Source organism: Agrobacterium sp. RC10-4-1 (genome assembly GCF_014138475.1).
Classification (GTDB): Bacteria; Pseudomonadota; Alphaproteobacteria; order Rhizobiales; family Rhizobiaceae; genus Agrobacterium; species Agrobacterium pusense.
The window spans coordinates 59,435-81,350 of sequence record NZ_JACJIT010000004.1 but is presented as its reverse complement, the minus strand read 5'-3'; the positions used below and the strand labels follow the sequence as shown (position 1 = coordinate 81,350).

The window sequence follows — 21,916 nt, the reverse complement described above, 5'->3', positions numbered from 1 at the left end:
CTACCCTTACTCTGCCGCAGCCTGGAAATTGTTGCGGGCCAATGCGGAGCACTCGGCCATGACGGCAGAGGCGCGCGCAATCGGGTTCGTCAAATAAAAGTCTTTTACCGGCGAAGCAAACGCCGACTTCACGAGAGAGCCGGTTTTAGCAGCCAGAGCCTCGATATCCGAAGCCTTGCCGGCAACGATCTCGTCGGTTTCCGCCAGATGCGGATGCGCGACGTAGAGCTGGCCGCGCAGGGCGGACAGCGAATCGAACGGCAGCTTCTTGCCGAGGACGTCGGACAGCGCACGCAGGATCGCCCAGTCTTCGCGGGCCTCGCCCGGTGCGAAACCGGCACGGTTGCCAAGCTGGACGCGGCCTTCGGTGTTGACCCAGATACCGGACTTCTCGGTATAGGCCGCACCCGGAAGGATGACGTCGGCGTTCATTGCACCCTGATCGCCATGGCTGCCAATATAGACGGTGAACTTCGCACCCTTGTTCGACAGGTCGAGTTCATCGGCGCCGAGCAGGAAGAGAACATCCATCGAGGCGACCATGTCGGCTGCAGCAACACCGCCCTCACCCGGCACGAAGCCGATATCGAGACCACCCACGCGGGCAGCGGCAGTGTGCAGGACCGAGAAGCCATTCCACTCTTCGGTGACAGCGCCGACGGAGGTGGCGAGCTTGGCAGCGGCGGCAAGAACGGCAGCGCCATCAGCACGGGACAATGCGCCCTGACCAATGATGATCAGCGGATTCTTGGCGGACTTCAGCTTGTCAACGAAGCTGTGCGAACCATTGGCGAGATCGGACAGTGTTTCAGCGCCCGAGCCGAGATATTCGTAATTGTAACGCAGCTCACCGGCTTCACCGATCACACCGATCGGGAAACCGCCGCGACGCCAGCGCTTGCGGATGCGGGCGTTGAGGACAGCTGCTTCGTAACGCGGGTTGGAGCCAACGATCAGCAGGGCGTCCGCCTGTTCGATACCTTCGATGGTGGAATTGAACAGGTAGCTGGCGCGGCCGAGCGACGGGTCAAGCGCTGCGCCATCCTGGCGGCAATCAACATTGGCCGAGCCGAGCGAAGCGAGAAGCGACTTCAGCGCGAACATTTCTTCGACGGACGACAGATCGCCGGCAATCGCGCCGATCTTGTTGCCTGAGGTCGCAGCCACAGCCTGCTTGATCGCACCGAAGGCTTCGCCCCAGGTTGCGGGCTGCAGGCGGCCATCCTTGCGGACGTAAGGCCGGTCGAGGCGCTGAGTCTTCAGGCCATCCCAGATGAAGCGGCTCTTGTCGGAAATCCACTCTTCGTTGATGGCCTCGTTGACACGCGGCATGACACGCATGACTTCGCGGCCGCGGGTATCGACGCGGATGGCCGAACCGAGCGCATCCATCACGTCGATGGTTTCGGTCTTGTTCAGTTCCCACGGACGGGCCGTGAAGGCGAAAGGCTTGGAGGTGAGCGCGCCGACGGGGCAAAGGTCAACGACGTTGCCCTGCAGCTCCGAGGTCATCGCCTGCTCGAGATAGGTGGTGATTTCGGCATCTTCGCCACGGCCGATGAGGCCGAGTTCGGCAATGCCAGCCACTTCCGTGGTGAAACGGACGCAACGCGTGCAGTGGATGCAGCGGTTCATGACCGTCTTGACGAGCGGTCCGATATATTTGTCTTCAACCGCACGCTTGTTTTCCGCGTAACGCGAACCGGCGATACCGAAGGCCATGGCCTGGTCCTGCAGGTCGCATTCGCCGCCCTGGTCGCAGATCGGGCAATCCAGCGGATGGTTGATGAGCAGGAACTCCATCACGCCTTCGCGGGCCTTCTTGACCATCGGCGTGTTGGTGAAAACCTCAGGCAATTCGCCGTTCGGGCCGCCGCGAACGTCGCGCACGCCCATGGCGCAGGAAGCGGCCGGCTTCGGCGGTCCGCCCTTTACCTCGATGAGACACATGCGGCAGTTACCCGCGACCGACAAGCGCTCATGAAAACAAAAGCGCGGAACTTCGGCGCCAGCCTCCTCGCACGCCTGCAACAGCGTGAAATGATCCGGAACCTCGATCTCTTTACCGTCAACCTTGAGCTTTGCCATGGTTCTACTTACGTCCTGTTGCCTGTTCGTCCCATGTCTCACACGGTCCGCAACAAATCCTTAATCACGCCCGGCACTCTTAATCATCTGCCAGGCGCTTCATGGTGTCGCGAGGCCGGAAATTCCGGCTCCGCTCGAAGCCTCAACGCTTATTCAGCGGCTTCCAGAACAGCGCCATCATCCATGGCCCTGTAGGTATATTGGTCGATGCGCTTTTCGATTTCCGGACGGAAATTGCGGATCAGCGCCTGTACCGGCCATGCTGCGGCGTCGCCGAGCGCACAGATGGTGTGGCCTTCGATCTGCTTCGTCACTTCGAACAGCATGTCGATTTCGCGCTTCTGCGCATTGCCCTTGACCATGCGCTCCAGCACGCGCCACATCCAGCCCGTGCCTTCACGGCACGGCGTGCACTGGCCGCAGCTTTCGTGCTTGAAGAAGGCCGCGATGCGAGCGATCGCCTTTATGACGTCGGTGGACTTGTCCATGACGATCATGCCTCCGGTGCCGAAGGAGGATTTCACTTCGCGCATGCCGTCGAAATCCATGATGGCGTCCTTCATGTCCTCACCGCGAACGATGGGGCAGGAAGCGCCGCCGGGGATGACGCCGAGCAGATTGTCCCAGCCGCCACGAATGCCACCGCAATGGTGTTCGATCAGTTCGCGGAAGGACAGGCCGAGCGCGTCTTCGAAGGTGCAGGGACGCTCAACATGGCCGGAGACCATGAACAGCTTGGTGCCGACGTTGTTGGGACGGCCGATGGACGAGAACCAGGCAGCGCCGCGGCGCAGAATGGTCGGGGCAACCGCGATCGATTCAACGTTGTTGACGGTCGTCGGGCAGCCGTAAAGACCCATATTGGCCGGGAACGGCGGCTTCAGACGCGGCTGGCCCTTTTTGCCTTCAAGGCTTTCGAGCAGTGCCGTCTCTTCGCCGCAGATATAGGCGCCCGCGCCGTGATGCACGTAGATGTCGAAATCCCAGCCATTCTTGTTGTTACCGCCGAGCAGACCGGCATCGTAACATTCGTCGATGGCCGCCTGAAGAGCCTCACGTTCGCGCATATATTCGCCGCGAACATAGATGTAAGCGGTGTGCGCGCCCATGGCGAAACCGGCGATCACGCAGCCTTCGATCAGCGTGTGCGGATCGTTGCGCAGGATTTCGCGGTCCTTGCAGGTGCCGGGCTCGGATTCATCGGCGTTAACGACGAGATAATGCGGACGGCCGTCATTTTCCTTCGGCATGAAGGACCACTTGAGACCCGTCGGGAAGCCAGCGCCGCCGCGACCGCGAAGGCCCGAAGCCTTCATCTCGTTGATGATCCAGTCACGGCCCTTTTCGATGATCTGCTTGGTGCCGTCCCAGTGGCCGCGCGCCAGCACGCCTTTCAGAGACTTGTCCTTGAGGCCGTAGAGATTGGTAAAGATGCGATCCTGATCTTTTAACATGCTTCACCTCTTACCGCGGCTTCTTGCCGAAGACCCTGATATACTCGGCTTCGCCACCCTTGGCGAGCGCCTCGGCCTGCTTGACCCAGTCATCACGGCCGATACGGCCCTTGAAATTCAGATATCCATCGACCCAGTCGCATTCGGCCTGCTTCCAGCCGGCGATCTGCGCATAGGTGAAGATGCCGAGCTCGTTCAGCGTACCCTCAATCTTGGGGCCGACGCCGGAAATGAGCTTCAGGTCATCAGGGGCAGCTGGCTTTTCGATGCCTGCCGGACGATCCGCGGAATCCAGCGACGGCTTTGATGCTGCCGCTTCCTTGCCGACCGATTCCTTTTCGCCAGCCTTTGCGTTTTCAGCAGCAGCCTTGGGCTCATTGGCCGGCGTCTTCAGCTTCGGATCGGTTTCCGGCGCATCCGTCTTCGGCTTGGCGGCGTTGGACGGCGGAACCTGTGCGGCATCCGCTGGCACTTCAGCCGGCTTGTCGAGATTGGAACGGTCAGGCTTGATCTCTTCCGTCAGGGTCGTGAGGCCGCCAACGGGGACTGACTGGTGACGGTCGATCTGGGGGCCGGTCTTGACGGTGTCGCCCTTGCCTGCCTCGAAAGCATCGATGATCTCTTCCAGACGCTCGGGCGTCAGGTCTTCATAGGCATCCTTGAAGATGATGACCATCGGCGCGTTGACGCAGGCGCCCTGACATTCCACCTCTTCCCAGGAAAGCGTGCCGCTCTCATTGGTGTGCAGCGGATCGTGATGGATCTTCTTGCGGCAGACATCCATCAGCGCTTCGGAGCCGCGCAGCATGCAGGGCGTGGTGCCGCAGACCTGAACGTGGGCACGCGTGCCGACCGGCTTCAGCTGGAACTGCGTATAGAAGGTCGCAACTTCAAGAACACGGATATAGGCCATGTCCAGCATGTCTGCGACTTTTTCGATGGCGGCGCGGGTAACCCAGCCATCCTGCTCCTGGGCACGCATGAGCAGCGGGATGACCGCTGATTGCTGGCGTCCCTCGGGATATTTCTTGATCGTCTTTTCAGCCCATGCGGTGTTTTCCGCGTTGAAGGCAAATGCCACGGGCTGGAACTGATCTTCGGCTAGTCGACGAACGGACATACTTCCTCACGCCTTTTCAGTTTAACGTCTCACACCGCGATCTCGCCACCGTGACGAATTCGCAGGCATAAGCCGCCTTGTCTTTTTGCATGAACACGATGAACTTGCTGCCATTGGGAACCGAGGCCTTTATCTCGTATCCCGACGACAGAAGCTGCTTGATGGTCGAGGAGCCGCCGCTCGCCAACGATACACCGCCCTCGTCCGTCGCCGTCTGGGCGAAAACGGGGGTGGACATCGCTGCGAGAAAAGCCGGAATGGCCAGCGGCAGACGCATCAGCGGTCGACCTCCCCGAACACGATGTCGAGAGAGCCGAGCACGGCTGTAACGTCGGCAAGCTGATGGCCCTTGCACAGGAAATCCATCGCCTGCAGATGGGCATAGCCCGGAGCGCGGATCTTGCAGCGGTAAGGCTTGTTGGAACCATCGGCAACCACATAGACGCCAAACTCGCCCTTTGGCGCTTCGACGGCGGCGTAAACTTCGCCAGCGGGAACGTGGTAACCTTCGGTGTAGAGCTTGAAGTGGTGGATCAGCGCTTCCATCGAACGCTTCATCTCACCGCGCTTGGGCGGAACCACCTTGCCATCCAGCGAGGAGACCGGGCCGATGCGGTGCTTGCCGGACAAAAGCTCGACGCACTGCTTCATGATCTTCACGGATTCGCGCATTTCCTGCATGCGGATCAGGTAACGATCATAGCAGTCGCCGTTCTTGCCAACAGGGATGTCGAATTCCAGATCGGAATAGCACTCATAAGGCTGCGAACGACGCAAATCCCAGGCAGCGCCGGAACCACGCACCATCACGCCCGTAAAGCCCCAGGCAAAGGCATCTTCCAGCGAGACGACGCCGATATCGACGTTACGCTGCTTATAGATGCGGTTATCCGTCAGGAGGCCCTCGATATTGTCGAGGACGGTGATGAAGGGATCGCACCACTTGCCGATATCGTCAACCAGTTCCGGCGGCAGGTCCTGGTGAACGCCGCCCGGACGGAAATAGGCCGAGTGCATGCGCGCGCCACAGGCGCGCTCATAAAACACCATCAGCTTTTCGCGCTCTTCGAAGCCCCAGACCGGCGGCGTCATCGCGCCCACGTCCATGGCCTGCGTGGTCACGTTCATGATGTGCGAGAGGATGCGGCCGATTTCCGAATAGAGAACGCGGATCAGCTGGCCGCGCATCGGGATTTCGAGGCCGAGCAGCTTTTCGACGGCGAGCGCGAAAGCGTGCTCCTGGTTCATCGGCGCGACGTAGTCGAGACGATCGAAGTAAGGAACGGCCTGCAGATAGGTCTTCGTCTCGATCAGCTTTTCGGTTCCGCGATGCAGAAGACCGATATGCGGATCAACGCGCTCGACGATTTCGCCGTCCAGTTCCAGAACCAGACGCAGCACGCCGTGCGCGGAGGGATGTTCCGGACCGAAGTTGATCGTGAAGTTGCGGACGTTATGCTCAGTCATTCTAGTGCTCCGCCGAGGTGATCATGGCGATGAATTCGGGGCCGGTCATGTTCTGCGTGATCTCAGCGAAGGAATAGCTCGAAGGCTTTTCATCCGTGAAAATCTGCGACGCGAACCTGAAACTGGAAGGGTTGTCAAAAGCCTGCAGCGACACGGCAAAATGCTTGCCATCCTTGGAACGCCACATCAGCGTGCTGCCGCAATTCTTGCAGAAGCAGCGCTCGCCCCACTCCGACGAGGAATAGACGCCGAGGCTCTCTTCGTTTTCGACGGAGATATCAGCGCATTCGACAGCCAGAAACGCGCCGCCGGACCAGCGGCGGCACATGGAGCAATGGCAAACGCCGAATTCGCGGGCGCCGATGACGGCCTCAAGGCCGACGGCGCCGCAAAGACATTGCCCATGTTCTGTCGCGGAGACCTGGCTCATTGCTTGGCCTTTTCGTCGCCAGGAAGAACGTAATCGGTCCCTTCCCAAGGGGAAAGGAAGTCGAAGTTACGGAATTCCTGCTTCAGCTCGACCGGCTCATAAAGCACGCGCTTCAGAACGTCATCGTAACGCACTTCAACAAACCCGGTAACCGGGAAATCCTTGCGCAGCGGGTGGCCTTCGAAACCGTAATCGGTGAGAATGCGGCGAAGGTCCGCATGGCCCTCAAACGGAATGCCATACATGTCCCAGGCTTCACGCTCGAACCATTCCGCACCCATGTAGACGGAGGTCGCAGAAGGAACGCCCTCGTCCTCCTCCACCTGCAGCTTGACGCGGACGCGCAGATTCTGGCGCGGCGACAGCAGGTGATAAACGACATCGAAACGCTTTTCGCGCTGCGGCCAGTCAACGCCGCAGATATCGATGATATTGACGAATCCGCACTGCACATCGTCGCGCAGGAAGGTCAGAAGCGCGATTACGCTTTCAGGCGTCGTGTTCAGCGTCAGCTCGCCATAGGCGATATCGGCCGACACCACGAGTGAACCGCGCGCTTCCTTAACGTAAGCAGCAAGATCGTTGAGAGCTTCGCTCATTCTAAATCCGTCCTTTGCCCTTAGCGCTCGATCGTACCGGTACGCCGGATCTTTTTCTGCAGCAGAAGCACGCCGTAAAGCAGCGCTTCAGCCGTGGGGGGACAGCCCGGAACGTAGATATCCACCGGCACGACGCGATCGCAGCCGCGCACGACGGCGTAGGAATAATGGTAATAACCGCCGCCATTGGCGCAGGAACCCATGGAGATGACGTAACGCGGCTCAGGCATCTGGTCATAGACCTTACGCAGAGCCGGAGCCATCTTGTTGGTCAGCGTGCCGGCGACGATCATCACGTCCGACTGGCGCGGCGAGGCGCGCGGGGCGACACCGAAGCGCTCCATGTCGTAACGCGGACCGGAAGCCTGCATCAGTCCTTCGACGGCGCAGCAGGCGAGACCGAACTGCATCCACATCAGCGAGCCGGTACGGGCCCAGGTGATCAGTTCGTCAGTCGAGGTGACGAGGAAGCCCTTGTCGGCCAGCTCGTCGTTGATTTCCGTGAAGTAGGCATCGTTGCTGCCAACCGGCTTGCCGGTGGAGGGGTCGATGATCCCCTTCGGCTGCGGCGCGACGAGCGTGCTGTTGTTCTGGCTCATGCCCATTCCAGCGCTCCCTTCTTCCACTCATAGATAAAGCCGATGGTGAGAACGAGGAGGAACACCATCATCGACCAGAAACCGAACCAGCCCATCTCACCGAAAGACACCGCCCATGGGAACAGGAACGCGACTTCGAGGTCAAAGATGATGAACAGAATCGACACCAGATAAAAGCGGATATCGAACTTCATGCGGGCATCGTCGAAGGCGTTGAAACCGCACTCGAAAGCAGAGAGCTTTTCCGGGTCCGGCGCCTTGTAAGCGACAGCGAAAGGCGCGATCAGAAGCGCCAGGCCGATGACAAGAGCGATACCGATGAATATTGCGATCGGAATGTAGGAACTGAGGAGTTCAGTCATGGTCTCTTCCCTGCCCGGCCGGGTGCCGGGCCTGCCTTTGTGACCTTAGTCTCAAAGAGCGGACAAATATGTTGCAACGCCAAAGTGGTTAGCGCAGCCGCGCCCTCTCTGCAAGAGTTTAGGCACCATTTCAAGACACCTGCCGCATTGATTGGCAACAATATTGCCGGAATTGACGCAAATTTGGGCCACATTTCCGACCTAAGCCCCTCAAATACAATAATAATCGATTGAAGGACGCAACCGCAAAAAAGTCACACGATTTTTACGCCCAAACGTTGGCGAAGTGACGATATCGGGAAATCGAAACTTGACTAATAAAAGCAGGAAAAATCCCGCGGGAAACGGCCGGAATCAGAGACCGGAATCGCCGAAGACAAAGCCGCGCAGACCGCGCATCGATTGTTCAGATGGAGACATTTCAAGAAGGAGAAATGGCGCGAGTGACGGGGCTCGAACCCGCGACCTCCGGCGTGACAGGCCGGCACTCTAACCGACTGAGCTACACCCGCGCTCCACAGACATTCATCTGCGTTTTTTCCGAGGAACAGGATGGCGCGAGTGACGGGGCTCGAACCCGCGACCTCCGGCGTGACAGGCCGGCACTCTAACCAACTGAGCTACACCCGCTTATCCTGACGGACAGAACCTTGGTTCCGCCGTACGAACCAGCCTCGGCTGTTCGTTGAGCGGCTAACTACGGCGTTCGTGCGGGGGTGTCAAGCAGGTTTCACGACAAAAGAATAAGCTTTTTCATTTTGATCAGGAAAAACCCTGGGGCCTTTTATCGACGCTCCGGCAAATGCCCTGTTTTGCGGGCTTTTCCCAACGAAAACAAAAAACTTGTCCACAGCCAGCCGCTTTATCAACGTCATTTCTACGGGGCCGTCATGACGTCATTGGTTTCTGAATTTACCAAAAAGCCCGCAGTTCCCGGCTTTTTACCCCTCCCCTTCGGTGGAGGGAAAAACCTCCCCGAAAAAAAACAAAAAAACTTCACAAAAGCCCTTGCGGTTTTTTTCCGATCCGAATACATCACGGCCACCGACGCGGCGGACATGATCCGCAAGACGCGAAGGGCGATTAGCTCAGTTGGTAGAGCGCCTCGTTTACACCGAGGATGTCGGGAGTTCGAGTCTCTCATCGCCCACCATTCCTTCTCACAGTGATTTAAAGCAGCCGCGCCGATCGCGGTTTGAACCGTACGCGGTTGCGCTTCACCATGTATGCTTGGCTTCGATGCGCAGCCCCTGCCCTCGGTGGCATGGAAGGGGCCATGGTCGCGCGTTACTGCGGTGTAGAATCACATTTCCCAGTTGCCGCGCCGTGCCAAACCGGGACTTTCGTTTCAGATTCGCACAGCCGCAGCCATCCCTGTTTCACCCCGCAACATACCGAAAAATAAGCAGATTTAGAATTTTTAAAGAGATTTGGGGCATTGTTTTCAGGCCGTTTCATGATGAGCGGTGGAACTGATGGATGAAACCATGTCACTCGACGCGTTTGTTACACTCGCGCTTATTGCGCTGCCTGTTTACATTTTTTTCCGCTGGGTCCAGCAGGATTCGGAGAAACCAGATATTTCCAAAAACAAGAATTCCATGGGGCGGTGATCCGGGCGCTGGGATCGCACCATTATCCCGGACGACCTCCGGAGAGAACTTTCGATCACCGATGCGAAGCGGCAATACCTTTTGAGGGCTTGCATATGACGTATCGTATAAACGCCCGGCATTCAGACCCATACCGCATTAAAAAAGCCGGGCTATGCCCGGCTTTTTCCGTTGCGGCGCTGTCGTGTGCAATCAGTTGATCGCCTTCATCTCGACCTTGAAGAACAGCGTCTCGCCGGAAGAATCATCGACGCCGTCATTATCTGTCACGGCATAGGCCGTTCCCGCCTTGTCGAAGGTGAAGCCTTCCAGCTTGTCGACGACATAGCCGTTGGTCTGGGCCTTGAGGTCCGGCAGGAAGTCATGGGCTTCCTGCTTGGTGACCAGCGGCAATTCGCCACCGATCTCGCCCGGCTTCAGGTCAGCAATCGCCACGCGGTAGAGCTTCTTGATCTTGGCCTTGTCACCGATCTGGTTGTCGCGCTCGACGATATAGACATTGTCGCCCTGTGCGGTGATTTCGGACAGGCCGACCCAACCGGCTTCGGTCTTATCGAGCGGGTAGCGCACGGCGCCCCATTCCTTGGATTTCGGATTATAGGAGACGAGCTTGACGAAGCCCTTCTCGTCGGTGCCCCATTCGCGCTGCACGGCCATCCACAGCGTCGCGTCATCGCCCTTGCCGATCATGGTAACGCCTTCGAAACCGAAGCGGGTATCGCCGGCGAGCAGTTCCTTTGGCAAGGCGATTTCGGCCTTGATTTCGCCCTTGGCATTGACGTTGTAGAGCGCATGCGGAACAAGCTTGGCGCTGTCGCCTTCGGAGGCCAGCCAGAACCCGCCCTTGCCATCCAGCGTGATGCCTTCGATGTCAAGCTTCTGCGCCGCAATGCCGTCGCGCTTGACACGCAGCACGTTGGTGATGGTGGCGGGCTTCTTGGTCGCGTCGATGGTGTAGATCGACGGCTGGTTACCATAGACCGAGTCGGACACGGCATAGAGGATGCCAGGCTTCTCGGCATCGCCTACCAGACCCGAAAGAGCGCCCCAGCCGATAGGCGCACCATCGACAGTGGCGGATACCAGCTGCGGATAGGCCAGCTCGCCCTCGGCGCGTTCATAGATCATGACATGCGAGCGGGCGCCGCCGTCTTCCACCAGATCGGCCTCATTGGCCGTGACGAGGAGGTTGCGCGCGGGGATGGCGACAGCGCCTTCCGGCGAAATGCCTGAAGGCAGGAGCTGCGTTAGCTGCGGCTCTGCGCCGGTATCCTTATAAACAGCGGCAATGGAAGCGCGCTCGGCAAGCACGAAGAAGTACTTTTGACCATCAAAGGTCGCCGTTTCCAGACCCTCCGGCTCGATGCCCTTGGCCTTAGAGCGTTTTTCCGGATAGTGGCCAATGGCCGCTACCGCGTGCTCGAGCAAAGCGCCGGCTTCATAAAGGAGCTTGCCGGTCTTGTCGAAAATGGTGAAGCCGCGTGCACCGCCCTGCCAGTCGCCCTCGTTGGCGATGACGATACGGTCATTGTCCAGCCACTTGACGGCGTCAGGTTCGCGCTTGCGGCCTTCCTGCTTGTCGGTGAATTTCAGCTGGCCATCGGTCTTGGTGTCGATGCCTTCCAGATTGACGGTGCCGGCAGAGAAATGCGTCTTCACCGTGCCGGTCTTGCCGTCGATGATGATGATATGGTTGTTTTCCTGCAGCGTCAGAGCGATCTCGCCATTGGCATTGATCGAGACGAATTCCGGCTCCGGATCCTCAGGGGAAATCTCGGCGAGACCGGTAACGTCGATCTTCTTCAGCGTCGCGCAGTCGGCAACGCCGTCCTTCAGGCCGACGGTGACGAGATAACCGGCTGGCATCTGCGGCAGAGCGCCTTCGTTCACCTCTTCATCACGTTCGTTTTCGATAGCGATGGCGGCAAAGGTTTTATCCGGAGACACCGCGACCGAATCCGGTTGACCGCCGAGATCACAGCTCGCCTCGATCTTCTTGGCAGCGATATCGACAGTCACGAGCTTGCCGGAGGGCTTGGCGCGGTTTTCCGAGGTATTGACGCCGGCGAGAACCTTGAGACCGGCCACGGCAACGGAGGTCGGCTCACCTTCCAGCAGCAATGCGCCGCCGGCCTTGGGAGCCTTGGCATCGGTGATGTCGATGAAGCCAATGCCCCCGAGCGGGCTGTCCGAATAGATCAGCGTCTTACCGTCTTCGCTGGCGGTGATGATTTCAGCCGAGGTCAGGGACTTGGCGTCCTTGTCCGCGGGCAGGTTCTTCGCTACCGGGAAAGAAGCAATGCGGTTAAAAACCGGCTCTGCGGCCGCCGGAAAGGCTGCAGATGTAAGTAGAGCCGCGGTCAAGGCCATCTGAGAAAATCGGAACGCCATTTTATCCCCCTTGGGTCCAGAAATATCCCAAGGCTTCTGCGTCACGGACATGACAGTGGCATGACACTTCATGGCCCGGAATCAAAAAGCCCGGCCGCAAAGGCCGGGCTTTCGTGTTTATGCGCATATTCCGTATATCGAAACGCCGTGTGTCCGGATGGAGGCTACACAGGCACGCCCGACTTTCATTCCATACCATTCGGCATAAACGGCGCCGCTCGAAAGAACTTTCGAAAGGCACGCTCCTTAGACCGGTTGATGGCGTGAGCGCGTCAAAACATGCTTCCTCGTGAACCTGAAAAGCCGCCGCCCGCCGCGGGCGTTACGGCTTTCCGGAAACCTTACGAGTTGACGGCGTCCTTCAGGCCCTTGCCTGCGGAGAACTTCGGAACGTTGCGAGCCGGGATATCGACTTCAGCACCCGTGGAAGGGTTACGGCCCTTGGAGGCTTCACGACGGCTGACGGAGAAGCTGCCAAAGCCGGCGAGGCGGATATCGCCACCGTTCTTCAGTTCGCTCTGTACGGTTTCGAATACGGCATCAACAGCGGAAGCAGCATCTGCCTTCGTGAGACCAGCCTTTTCGGCAACAGCAGAGACGAGCTCGTTCTTGTTCATGTTTCCACCCCTTTCAATGGTTTGAAACGACTCAAATTAAGCCGGCGCAGAATACGTTCGTATCCGCGCGCAGCAACTCAAAAGCGCTGGAATCGCCTGAAAAACAAGGGGTCTGCGGTTTTTTTCACAAAAAAGGCCGACATTTCTGCCGGCCTTCCCCATAATCGTGCCAATTTCGCATCACTTGCGCCGACCTGAAGCCGTATCTTCGTCGTGAAGCCTAACGCATTGAATCTACGCAGGACCTGTCGCGAGCACCGATTCCGGCCCTCGCGACGACGCGTCTCAATGCGCGATGGTCTGGCTGCCGTCATCAACGCCTTCGACCGTTGCGATCACCGGCGTCTCGATGCTGCCATCCCACTCGATGGGCTCCGGCTGGCGGATGAGGGCGTGCTTGATAACCTCGCCCATGCGCGACACCGGAATGATTTCCATCTCGTTCTTCACATTGTCCGGAATCTCCGCCAGATCCTTGGCGTTTTCTTCCGGGATCAGCACCTTCTTGATGCCGCCGCGAAGCGCTGCAAGCAGCTTTTCCTTCAGGCCACCGATCGGCAGAACGCGACCACGAAGCGTGATCTCGCCTGTCATCGCCACGTCCTTCGAGACCGGAATACCGGTCATGATGGAGACGATCGCGGTTGCCATGGCAACACCGGCGGACGGACCGTCCTTCGGGGTTGCCCCTTCCGGAACGTGCACGTGGATGTCGCTCTTGTCGAAGCGCGGCGGCTCGATGCCGAAGTCCACTGCGCGCGAACGGACATAGGATGCCGCCGCCGAAATGGATTCCTTCATCACTTCCTTGAGGTTGCCGGTAACCGTCATGCGGCCCTTGCCCGGCATCATCACCCCTTCGATGGTGAGCAGCTCACCGCCGACTTCCGTCCAGGCAAGACCCGTTACGACACCGACCTGATCCTCGCGCTCGGCCTCGCCGTGGCGGAACCGCGGAACGCCCAGATAATCCGGAACGTTTGCTGCGGTAACCTCAACAGACTTGACCTTGCCCTTGATGATCTCGGTGACAGCCTTGCGCGCCAGCTTCATCAGCTCGCGTTCGAAGCTGCGCACGCCCGCCTCGCGGGTGTACTGCTGGATGACAACCATCAGGGCATCATCGGTGACCGAGAATTCTTCCGGACGCAGGGCATGTTCCTTGATCGCCTTGGGCAGCAGGTGACGCTTTGCGATTTCGCGCTTTTCGTCTTCCGTGTAACCGGCGATGCGGATCACTTCCATACGGTCCATCAGCGGGCCGGGAATGTTCAGCGTGTTGGCCGTGGTCACGAACATCACGTCGGACAGGTCGTATTCCACTTCCAGGTAGTGATCCATGAAGGTGGAGTTCTGTTCCGGATCGAGAACCTCGAGCAGTGCCGACGACGGATCGCCACGGAAATCCATGCCCATCTTGTCGATTTCGTCGAGCAGGAAGAGCGGGTTTGCCTTCTTGGCCTTCTTCATCGACTGAACGATCTTGCCCGGCATGGAGCCGATATAGGTGCGGCGGTGACCGCGGATTTCCGCTTCGTCACGAACGCCACCCAGCGCCATGCGCACATATTCGCGGCCGGTCGCCTTGGCGATCGACTTGGCGAGCGAGGTCTTGCCGACGCCGGGCGGGCCGACGAGGCACAGGATCGGGCCACGGATCTTCGTCGCACGGGCCTGCACGGCCAGATACTCGACGATACGCTCCTTGACCTTGTCCAGACCGAAATGGTCCTGATCCAGGATCTTCTCGGCATTGTTGAGGTCCGCCTTGATCTTGGACTTCTTGCCCCAGGGCAGACCAAGCAGCCAGTCCAGATAGTTGCGCACGACAGTCGCTTCCGCGGACATCGGGCTCATCTGGCGCAGCTTCTTCATTTCCGCTTCGGCCTTTTCCTTGGCCTCCTTGGAAAGCTTTGTCTTGGCGATGCGCTCTTCCAGCTCGGCCATCTCGTCACGGCCGTCCTCGCCGTCGCCGAGCTCCTTCTGGATCGCCTTCATCTGCTCGTTCAGGTAATATTCGCGCTGGGTCTTCTCCATCTGGCGCTTGACGCGCGAGCGGATGCGCTTTTCGACCTGAAGAACGGAAATCTCGCCTTCCATGAAGCCAAGCGCCTTTTCAAGCCGCTGCTTCACGCTGACGGTTTCCAGCATTTCCTGCTTTTCGGTGATCTTGATCGACAGGTGCGAAGCGACCGTGTCGGCGAGCTTCGAGTAATCATCGATCTGACCGGCAGCGCCGACAACCTCGGGCGAAATCTTCTTGTTGAGCTTCACATAGCTCTCGAATTCCGAAACGACCGAACGCGAGAGCGCCTCGATCTCGACCGGATCTTCGGCAGGCTCCTGCAAAGGCGTCGCAGACGCTTCGTAGAAATCCTCGCGACCGGTATAGCTGTCGATCTGGGCGCGGCCCTTGCCTTCCACCAGCACCTTCACGGTGCCATCGGGAAGTTTCAGAAGCTGCAGGACATTGGCGACCGTGCCGACCTTGTGGATGGCTTCAGGCGCCGGATCGTCGTCGCTGGCGTTGATCTGGGTAACAAGCATGATCTGCTTGTCGGAGCCCATGACTTCCTCGAGCGCACGGATGGATTTTTCCCGCCCGACGAACAGGGGAACGATCATATGCGGGAAAACGACAATGTCGCGCAGGGGAAGTACCGGATAGGTACCGCCAGATGCCGCAGACGTGATGTTCGTCATATCATTTCCTTTCCATGGTCCCTTTCGGGACACTTTGCCGAACGTCTTGGGGGCGTCCGGCATATTCATTTCTCGAGACTGAAAGTGGAGTTTCGAAACACCGATTTCAAGTCGTCGGAGCAGACGGCCTTACGCGACGGCAGGACCGTGAAATTCAACAAAACTCAGCGCTGGCTAATACTACCGACATTTCCGGTTATCCTCGAGGGCTCAGGAACCGGGTCGCCGACGAAATTCACATTTCCGTCATATCGCGCTGCAAATCAGTTGTAAGACTTTATCAGCAAAGCGCAATCCGCTCCAAACGCAAAATCGGGCTTCGTCAAGTTAGCCGCAAGTTTCGTAAGACCCATCTAATAGAAAAGGCCCGCACGGATGCGGGCCTCTGATTTCATCAAACATCACAGCAGCCGATTACGCCGAGACGTTGGTCTTTTCTTCCTGACGGTCCGCATAGATGTAGAGTGGACGCGCAACGCCGCTGACGACGTCATTGGAAATGACCACTTCGCGCACGCCCTCCAGCGTCGGCAGTTCGAACATGGTGTCCAGCAGGATCTTTTCCATGATCGAGCGCAGGCCACGGGCACCGGTCTTGCGGGTGATCGCCTTGCGGGCGATTTCGCGCAGCGCGTCCTCGTGGAAGGTCAGCTCGACGTCTTCCATCTCGAACAGGCGCTGGTACTGCTTGACCAGAGCGTTCTTCGGCTCGGACAGGATCTGGATCAGCGCATCTTCATCCAGGTCTTCCAGCGTCGCCAGGACGGGCAGACGGCCGATGAATTCCGGAATGAGGCCGAACTTCACCAGATCTTCCGGCTCCAGCTCGCGCAGCACTTCGCCCACACGACGGTCGTCTTCCGCCTTGACGGTCGCACCGAAGCCGATCGAGGTTTTTTCGCCCCGGGCCGAGATGATCTTGTCGAGGCCGGCAAAAGCGCCGCCGCAGATGAACAGGATGTTGGTCGTGTCCACCTGCAGGAACTCCTGCTGCGGATGCTTGCGGCCGCCCTGCGGCGGAACGGAAGCGACCGTGCCTTCCATGATCTTCAGAAGCGCCTGCTGAACGCCCTCGCCCGATACGTCGCGCGTGATGGACGGGTTGTCCGACTTGCGGGAAATCTTGTCGACTTCGTCGATATAGACGATGCCGCGCTGGGCGCGCTCGACATTGTAATCCGCCGCCTGCAACAGCTTCAGGATGATGTTTTCCACGTCCTCGCCGACATAACCGGCTTCGGTCAGCGTCGTTGCGTCCGCCATGGTGAAGGGAACGTCGATGATGCGGGCGAGCGTCTGGGCAAGATAGGTCTTGCCGCAGCCCGTCGGGCCGACGAGCATGATGTTCGACTTCGCCAGCTCGACATCGCCATTCTTGGAGGCGTGCGCGAGGCGCTTGTAGTGGTTATGAACGGCCACGGACAGGATTTTCTTCGCCTGCTTCTGGCCGATGACGTATTCGTCGAGGATCTTGATGATGTCCTGCGGGGTGGGCACACCCTCGCGCGACTTCACCATAGACGTCTTGTTCTCCTCGCGGATGATGTCCATGCACAATTCGACGCATTCATCGCAGATGAATACCGTCGGTCCGGCAATGAGTTTCCGGACTTCGTGCTGGCTCTTGCCGCAGAATGAACAATAGAGTGTATTCTTAGAGTCGCCGCCGTTGCTGCCGCTGACTTTGCTCATATCTCTTTCCTTCCAGCACGCCGCAGGTCCGTCAAACGGATCGCGGTCAACTTACCGCCCGCAGATACGGCCGCCCTTGGGGTGCATCGCCGTATCCGCCTCGTTTCCCGGGGTACTAACCGTATCAGATACAGGAGCTGATAACCGGCGGCAACGAATTCCCCATTAAACCAAAGGCCGCGTCATAAAAAATCAACATAGCCTTTATATATACTAATATCGCTTTCTGTTCCGGTTGAAAGCCCCGAAATTACTTTTGCGGGGTCAAACAAACGTCAAAAAGCGTCGCGCCTCAATTCGCGACGGCGCCTTCGATTTCCTGGCGCGAGGTCAGGATCTTGTCGATCACGCCCCAGTCCTTCGCCTCGTCTGCATCCATGAAATGGTCGCGATCAAGGGTTTTTTCAACCTCTTCGAGCGTGCGGCCGGTATGCTTCACGTAGACTTCATTGAGGCGGCGCTTCATCTTGATGATGTCGCGGGCGTGGCGTTCGATATCCGAAGCCTGACCCTGGAAGCCGCCCGATGGCTGGTGCACCATGATGCGTGCGTTGGGGGTGGCGAAACGCATTCCCTTTTCACCGGCAGCAAGAAGCAGCGAACCCATGGAGGCAGCCTGGCCGACGCAGAGCGTGGAGACCGCAGGGCGGATAAACTGCATCGTATCGTAGATCGCCATGCCGGCGGTCACGACGCCACCTGGCGAATTGATGTAGAGCGCAATTTCCTTCTTCGGGTTCTCGGCCTCGAGGAACAGCAGCTGCGCGCAGACGAGCGACGCCATCTGGTCTTCCACCGGGCCGGTGAGGAAAATGATGCGTTCCTTGAGAAGACGGGAAAATATGTCGTAGGAGCGTTCGCCGCGATTGGTCTGCTCAACGACCATCGGCACCAGAGCCATGGCGGTATCAACTGGATTTTTCATGTCCGTCCTTTGTCAACTCTGCCCGTTGCGGAAACCGCCCCGGAATCACTTCTAACCTTCATACTCCCTACATAGAGTGTCCCTGCCCCGTACTTCAAGACACGAAGCCGCATATCCTTAACGGCTCAACAGCGTTTGCAGGGCTTCGGAGGCCGGCCGCGGCGGGCTTTTGCACCCGTTCGTCCCGGCCGCAGCCATTTGTCTCCCCGCCATCAATTTTTTACCAAGACTGGCGAGGACCAAAAAAATGTACTTCATGCACAGATATAACTTCTAACCGGCAAGAACTCGTTAGTATTTGCTGCTGATACTGAAAAACGAATTTCGGTTCCCATCGGCGAACAGCCCTATCCGGGCGAAATGGCAGCTCAACAATTCAGCGGGAATAACGCACGTCGTGCGAGCTTCTCCGCTTTTGCCGCATGATGGCGCAGATAGGATTTTGCAATGCTGGATGCAAAGACGAGCACGCTACTATGGGCGGCGGAGACGTTCACCCTTGCCGTGCTTTTGGGAACGCTGTGGCTGCACCGCCCTTCCCGCCGGCACAATCTCTATTTCGCCGCCGGCTTTCTCGCCACCGGCTTCGGCACCGTCATGGTGGCGTTTCGCGGAGATATTTCCAGTTTCCTGTCCATTCAGGTCGGCAACGCGCTGGCGCTTTCCGCCTTCGGCTTCTGGCTCGCGGGCCTCTTGTCCCTGGAGAAGCGCAAGCTCGCTGGCTGGATTGCCATTCCGGCCCTCCTGTGGATCGCCGGAATGTTCGTCCCACCCGTGCGAGAAAACATGGTGGCCCGGATCCTGCTTTATCACGCCAGTGCGGCCACGGGCTATTTCATGCTCGCCGGTGTGCTTCTGGCAAATGGCGAGCGCAGGTCGCGCAGCAGAAAAGTTCTGGCGACGATTCTGATCCTGCAGGCTTTTGCCGGCGCCGTCGTCGCCTCCATTGTCATCCCGGCCAATGCGGCCGCGCCCAACGCCATTCCGCTGACATCGGCGCTCGCTTTTTCCGGCATGCTCGGCTTCACGGCCATCATCATGATCAGCGCCAAGATCATCATGGAGGATACGGAGCTTCGTCTCCACCGGCTCGCCATGACCGATCACCTGACCGGTGTCCTTAACCGGCGTGGTCTGCTGGAGGAGTTCGACCGCATCAAGAAGCGCTCACACGGCTCCAGCCGATATGTCGCGCTTGTTCTCTTCGACATCGACCATTTCAAGAAGATCAATGACAGATACGGCCACCAGTCCGGCGACGCCGTCCTCGTGCATTTCTGTCAAATCGCGCAACGCGCGATCGGCGACCGCGGCCTTTTCGTGAGGATGGGCGGCGAAGAGTTCGCGCTGGTGGCGGAGGTCGAAAGCCCCTCCAGCACCGTCACGCTTGCCGAATCCATCCGTAACAATCTGCTTCTTTCGAAAATCACCTCACGCGGCGAACCCATCAAGGTGACGACCAGCGTCGGCATATCCGAAGCGATGATCAAGGACGCCGAGCTGAATGTGATGATGACCGAGGCCGACCGAGCGCTTTATGCCGCAAAGAAAGCCGGGCGCAATCGGACCGTAATCCACGTAAATTCGGCCAATGTCGTCGTGCCCGCCTCGGACCGTGACGAAAACCCTATGGATAACAATGCCGACCGGCAGGTCGCGGCGCTGAACCGGATATCCGCAATTGCCAGCCGGTGAAGGTGTAACCATTTGGTGACATATGAAGGAACGCCTGCCGCCCTTCCCAAAGCGCCAAGCGCGGAATAAACCATCAGCATGACAGCGACGTTTCCCTTTCTCAAAATCGATTCCGCCACCCGCCACGTTTCACTCGATGCGCGCGACCCAGCTTTTTACAACGATCCGAACCCCGTCTACGCCGCCCTGCACGCGCAATGTCCCACTTTCTACTGGGAAGAGCAGCGGCAATGGTTTTTCACCTCTTATGACCATGTCAGCTCGCTACTGCGCGACCGCCGGTTTGGACGACAGATCCTGCATGTGGCAAGTCGTGAAGAGATCGGCCTGCCAGAGCCGCTTGAGCATGTGAAGCATTTCGACCTGGCCGAGCAGCATTCGCTTCTGGAACTGGAGCCGCCGGAGCATACGCGGCTGCGCACGCTGATCAACCGCGCCTTCGTGTCACGGCATGTCGACAAGATGAAGCCGGAGATCGAGGAACTCGCCAACCGGCTGATTGACGCTTTCGAAGAGAAGGGCGAGACGGAACTGCTTTCCTCCTACGCCGATATCATCCCGGTAACGATGATCGCCCGGATGATCGGCATTCCCGAGGAAATGGGGCCGCAGCTGCTGAAGTGGTCGCATGCCTATGTCGGCATGTACATGTTCAAGCGCACACCGGAAGACGAGCTTCTGGCCGACAGGGCTGCGAAGGAATTTTCGGATTATGTGCGCAGCGTGATCGCCGAGCGGCGGGCCAAGCCTGAGGACGACCTGCTGAGCCACATGATCCATACCGAGCACAAGGGTCAATATCTGACCGACGACGAGCTGGTGTCCACCACCATCGTCCTGCTCAACGCGGGCCATGAAGCGACCGTTCATCAGATCGGCAATTCCGTGCGTATCATTCTGGAGAGCGGGATATCGCCGCAGACCTTGTTCAGCGACGAGGCCGCCACGGAACGCACGGTGGAGGAAACCCTGCGGATCTGCGCGCCGGTGCACATCTTCCAGCGATGGGTTCTGGAGCCGGTCGAGATTGACGGCGTGCAGTTCAAGCGCGGCGACAAGGTGAGCCTGATCCTGGCTGCGGCCAACCTCGATCCGTCAAAATTCCCTGATCCACTGACCTTCCGGCCGGAGCGCAACGAAGGCGCCAATGTCTCCTTCGGCGCCGGCATTCATTTCTGTATCGGCGCGCCATTGGCAAGACTGGAACTGAACCTTGCCCTGCCACTGCTTTTCAAGCGCCTGCCGCGCCTGAAAATTGCCGAGCCGCCCAAGGTCAAGGATGTCTATCATTTCCATGGGCTGGAGCGGCTCGATCTCAGCTGGTAGCGTGTGCAGGCCTTAAATCTGGGCCAGACCGCCATCGACCGAAAGCTCGACGCCGGTGATGTAACTGGCCTTTGAAGAGGCCAGAAACAGAACGGCCTCAGCGATCTCGTCGGGGTCGGCCATCCGGCCGATCGGCGCGGCATCCTTCAGATAAGCCTCGAAACCGGCGATCTTTTCTTCATCAAGCTTCAGGCCGTTTTCCATGATCGGCGTGCGGGTCACGCCCGGGCTAACCGTATTGACGCGGATGCCCCGCGCCTTGAGGTCGTTGGCAAAACTGCGGGCGAATGAGCGAACGGCCGCCTTGGAAGCATTATAGGCGCTCAACCTCTCCAGGCCCTTGTTGCCGACGATCGACCCGGTGAGCACGATCGAGCCGCCATCGCGCAGGACCGGCAGCAATGTCTGCACGGTGTAGAAAACGCCCTTGACGTTGATGTCGAAAATCCGGTCGTACAGCGCCTCGTGGGTATCACCGAGGTCATTGTTCTCGGCGATGCCGGCATTGGCGACGAGCACGTCCACCTTCCGGCCATCGGCTTCAATGCGCGCCTTGAGCCGCTCCAGATCGGAGAGCTTGGCAACATCGGACGCGAAGCCGATCGCCCCCTGCCCGAGCCTGGCGACCGCTGCCTCGAGATTGGCGGTATTGCGGCCTGTCACGTAAACGGCGGAGGCTCCGCCTTCCAGAGCCAATCTCGCGACGGAAAAGCCGATTCCAGTCGACCCACCGGTGACGACCACGACCTGCCCACTGAATAATCCAGACATTGCAAACTCCATGAATGTCGTAATTTCCGAATAACCATAATTCGGTATTTCGGTTTTATTGAAA

The 21,916-nt window shown here is 58.7% G+C and carries 17 protein-coding genes and 3 tRNA genes; 3 read left to right on the top strand and 17 right to left on the bottom strand.

Going from position 1 to position 21,916, the window contains the following annotated elements:
* Positions 1-6: 6 nt before the first annotated feature.
* From nuoG to FHW77_RS11995, 11 genes are all read right to left on the bottom strand, one after another.
* Positions 7-2,088, bottom strand: coding sequence for an NADH-quinone oxidoreductase subunit NuoG (nuoG, locus tag FHW77_RS12045; RefSeq protein WP_004441323.1), 2,082 nt, complete (start codon positions 2,086-2,088; stop codon positions 7-9).
* Between the two features lie 149 nt (positions 2,089-2,237).
* Positions 2,238-3,542, bottom strand: a complete 1,305-nt coding sequence (gene nuoF / locus FHW77_RS12040) for an NADH-quinone oxidoreductase subunit NuoF (protein ID WP_004441321.1) — start codon at positions 3,540-3,542, stop codon at positions 2,238-2,240.
* A gap of 10 nt (positions 3,543-3,552) precedes the next feature.
* Positions 3,553-4,662, bottom strand: a complete 1,110-nt coding sequence (locus tag FHW77_RS12035; protein WP_004441319.1) for an NADH-quinone oxidoreductase subunit E — start codon at positions 4,660-4,662, stop codon at positions 3,553-3,555.
* A 16-nt stretch (positions 4,663-4,678) separates the two neighbouring features.
* Positions 4,679-4,939 carry a hypothetical protein gene (locus FHW77_RS12030; RefSeq protein ID WP_004441318.1) on the bottom strand — a complete coding sequence of 87 codons (261 nt, stop codon included), beginning with the start codon at positions 4,937-4,939 and terminating at the stop codon, positions 4,679-4,681.
* The gene (locus FHW77_RS12025; protein WP_004441317.1) at positions 4,939-6,129 is read right to left on the bottom strand and encodes an NADH-quinone oxidoreductase subunit D; all 1,191 of its coding nucleotides are present in this window, start codon (positions 6,127-6,129) and stop codon (positions 4,939-4,941) included. Before FHW77_RS12025 ends, FHW77_RS12030 begins: the two co-directional genes overlap by 1 nt.
* Position 6,130: 1 nt before the next feature.
* Complete coding sequence (locus FHW77_RS12020) at positions 6,131-6,559, bottom strand: GFA family protein (protein ID WP_004441314.1); 429 nt, start codon at positions 6,557-6,559, stop codon at positions 6,131-6,133.
* A complete protein-coding gene (locus FHW77_RS12015; RefSeq protein ID WP_004441311.1) occupies positions 6,556-7,158 on the bottom strand; it encodes an NADH-quinone oxidoreductase subunit C in 603 nt (200 codons plus the stop codon). Before FHW77_RS12015 ends, FHW77_RS12020 begins: the two co-directional genes overlap by 4 nt.
* Positions 7,159-7,178: 20 nt before the next feature.
* Positions 7,179-7,763, bottom strand: a complete 585-nt coding sequence (locus FHW77_RS12010) for a NuoB/complex I 20 kDa subunit family protein (RefSeq protein ID WP_003496467.1) — start codon at positions 7,761-7,763, stop codon at positions 7,179-7,181.
* A complete protein-coding gene (locus FHW77_RS12005; protein WP_003496469.1) occupies positions 7,754-8,119 on the bottom strand; it encodes an NADH-quinone oxidoreductase subunit A in 366 nt (121 codons plus the stop codon). The genes FHW77_RS12010 and FHW77_RS12005 overlap by 10 nt, the downstream gene beginning before the upstream one ends.
* Before the next feature lie 435 nt (positions 8,120-8,554).
* A tRNA-Asp gene (locus FHW77_RS12000) sits at positions 8,555-8,631 on the bottom strand.
* A 41-nt stretch (positions 8,632-8,672) separates the two neighbouring features.
* Positions 8,673-8,749, bottom strand: a tRNA-Asp gene (locus tag FHW77_RS11995).
* A gap of 447 nt (positions 8,750-9,196) precedes the next feature.
* Here FHW77_RS11995 and FHW77_RS11990 point away from each other — a divergent pair.
* Positions 9,197-9,272 (top strand) — tRNA-Val (locus FHW77_RS11990).
* A gap of 652 nt (positions 9,273-9,924) precedes the next feature.
* On the opposite strand, the gene FHW77_RS11985 is transcribed toward FHW77_RS11990, so the two are convergent.
* The 5 genes from FHW77_RS11985 to clpP form a co-directional block, all read right to left on the bottom strand.
* On the bottom strand, positions 9,925-12,123 hold the full coding sequence (locus tag FHW77_RS11985; RefSeq protein ID WP_004441305.1) for an esterase-like activity of phytase family protein: 2,199 nt from the start codon (positions 12,121-12,123) through the stop codon (positions 9,925-9,927).
* Positions 12,124-12,464: 341 nt separating this feature from the next.
* Positions 12,465-12,740 (bottom strand): DNA-binding protein HupB, encoded by a 276-nt coding sequence (hupB, locus tag FHW77_RS11980; RefSeq protein ID WP_003502360.1) that lies wholly within the window; start codon positions 12,738-12,740, stop codon positions 12,465-12,467.
* A gap of 285 nt (positions 12,741-13,025) precedes the next feature.
* Complete coding sequence (lon, locus tag FHW77_RS11975; protein ID WP_004441301.1) at positions 13,026-15,443, bottom strand: endopeptidase La; 2,418 nt, start codon at positions 15,441-15,443, stop codon at positions 13,026-13,028.
* Between the two features lie 414 nt (positions 15,444-15,857).
* Entirely contained in the window at positions 15,858-17,135 is a 1,278-nt protein-coding gene (gene clpX, locus FHW77_RS11970) for an ATP-dependent Clp protease ATP-binding subunit ClpX (protein WP_003521528.1), read from the bottom strand.
* Between the two features lie 292 nt (positions 17,136-17,427).
* A complete protein-coding gene (gene clpP, locus FHW77_RS11965; RefSeq protein WP_004441299.1) occupies positions 17,428-18,060 on the bottom strand; it encodes an ATP-dependent Clp endopeptidase proteolytic subunit ClpP in 633 nt (210 codons plus the stop codon).
* A 447-nt stretch (positions 18,061-18,507) separates the two neighbouring features.
* Between clpP and FHW77_RS11960 the strand changes: the two genes are divergently transcribed.
* On the top strand, positions 18,508-19,755 hold the full coding sequence (locus FHW77_RS11960) for a GGDEF domain-containing protein (RefSeq protein ID WP_004441298.1): 1,248 nt from the start codon (positions 18,508-18,510) through the stop codon (positions 19,753-19,755).
* A 78-nt stretch (positions 19,756-19,833) separates the two neighbouring features.
* Positions 19,834-21,081, top strand: a complete 1,248-nt coding sequence (locus FHW77_RS11955; protein WP_004441295.1) for a cytochrome P450 — start codon at positions 19,834-19,836, stop codon at positions 21,079-21,081.
* A 12-nt stretch (positions 21,082-21,093) separates the two neighbouring features.
* Here FHW77_RS11955 and FHW77_RS11950 read toward each other — a convergent pair whose 3' ends face one another.
* The gene (locus tag FHW77_RS11950; protein WP_162471989.1) at positions 21,094-21,864 is read right to left on the bottom strand and encodes an SDR family NAD(P)-dependent oxidoreductase; all 771 of its coding nucleotides are present in this window, start codon (positions 21,862-21,864) and stop codon (positions 21,094-21,096) included.
* Positions 21,865-21,916 lie beyond the last annotated feature (52 nt).

Bases quoted from the DNA above. Each gene is read 5' to 3' on its own strand.
- nuoG (WP_004441323.1), bottom strand. From the start codon at position 2,088: ATGGCAAAGCTCAAGGTTGACGGTAAAGAGATCGAGGTTCCGGATCAT.
- nuoF (WP_004441321.1), bottom strand. From the start codon at position 3,542: ATGTTAAAAGATCAGGATCGCATCTTTACCAATCTCTACGGCCTCAAG.
- FHW77_RS12035 (WP_004441319.1), bottom strand. From the start codon at position 4,662: ATGTCCGTTCGTCGACTAGCCGAAGATCAGTTCCAGCCCGTGGCATTT.
- FHW77_RS12030 (WP_004441318.1), bottom strand. From the start codon at position 4,939: ATGCGTCTGCCGCTGGCCATTCCGGCTTTTCTCGCAGCGATGTCCACC.
- FHW77_RS12025 (WP_004441317.1), bottom strand. From the start codon at position 6,129: ATGACTGAGCATAACGTCCGCAACTTCACGATCAACTTCGGTCCGGAA.
- FHW77_RS12020 (WP_004441314.1), bottom strand. From the start codon at position 6,559: ATGAGCCAGGTCTCCGCGACAGAACATGGGCAATGTCTTTGCGGCGCC.
- FHW77_RS12015 (WP_004441311.1), bottom strand. From the start codon at position 7,158: ATGAGCGAAGCTCTCAACGATCTTGCTGCTTACGTTAAGGAAGCGCGC.
- FHW77_RS12010 (WP_003496467.1), bottom strand. From the start codon at position 7,763: ATGGGCATGAGCCAGAACAACAGCACGCTCGTCGCGCCGCAGCCGAAG.
- FHW77_RS12005 (WP_003496469.1), bottom strand. From the start codon at position 8,119: ATGACTGAACTCCTCAGTTCCTACATTCCGATCGCAATATTCATCGGT.
- FHW77_RS11985 (WP_004441305.1), bottom strand. From the start codon at position 12,123: ATGGCGTTCCGATTTTCTCAGATGGCCTTGACCGCGGCTCTACTTACA.
- hupB (WP_003502360.1), bottom strand. From the start codon at position 12,740: ATGAACAAGAACGAGCTCGTCTCTGCTGTTGCCGAAAAGGCTGGTCTC.
- lon (WP_004441301.1), bottom strand. From the start codon at position 15,443: ATGACGAACATCACGTCTGCGGCATCTGGCGGTACCTATCCGGTACTT.
- clpX (WP_003521528.1), bottom strand. From the start codon at position 17,135: ATGAGCAAAGTCAGCGGCAGCAACGGCGGCGACTCTAAGAATACACTC.
- clpP (WP_004441299.1), bottom strand. From the start codon at position 18,060: ATGAAAAATCCAGTTGATACCGCCATGGCTCTGGTGCCGATGGTCGTT.
- FHW77_RS11960 (WP_004441298.1), top strand. From the start codon at position 18,508: ATGCTGGATGCAAAGACGAGCACGCTACTATGGGCGGCGGAGACGTTC.
- FHW77_RS11955 (WP_004441295.1), top strand. From the start codon at position 19,834: ATGACAGCGACGTTTCCCTTTCTCAAAATCGATTCCGCCACCCGCCAC.
- FHW77_RS11950 (WP_162471989.1), bottom strand. From the start codon at position 21,864: ATGGAGTTTGCAATGTCTGGATTATTCAGTGGGCAGGTCGTGGTCGTC.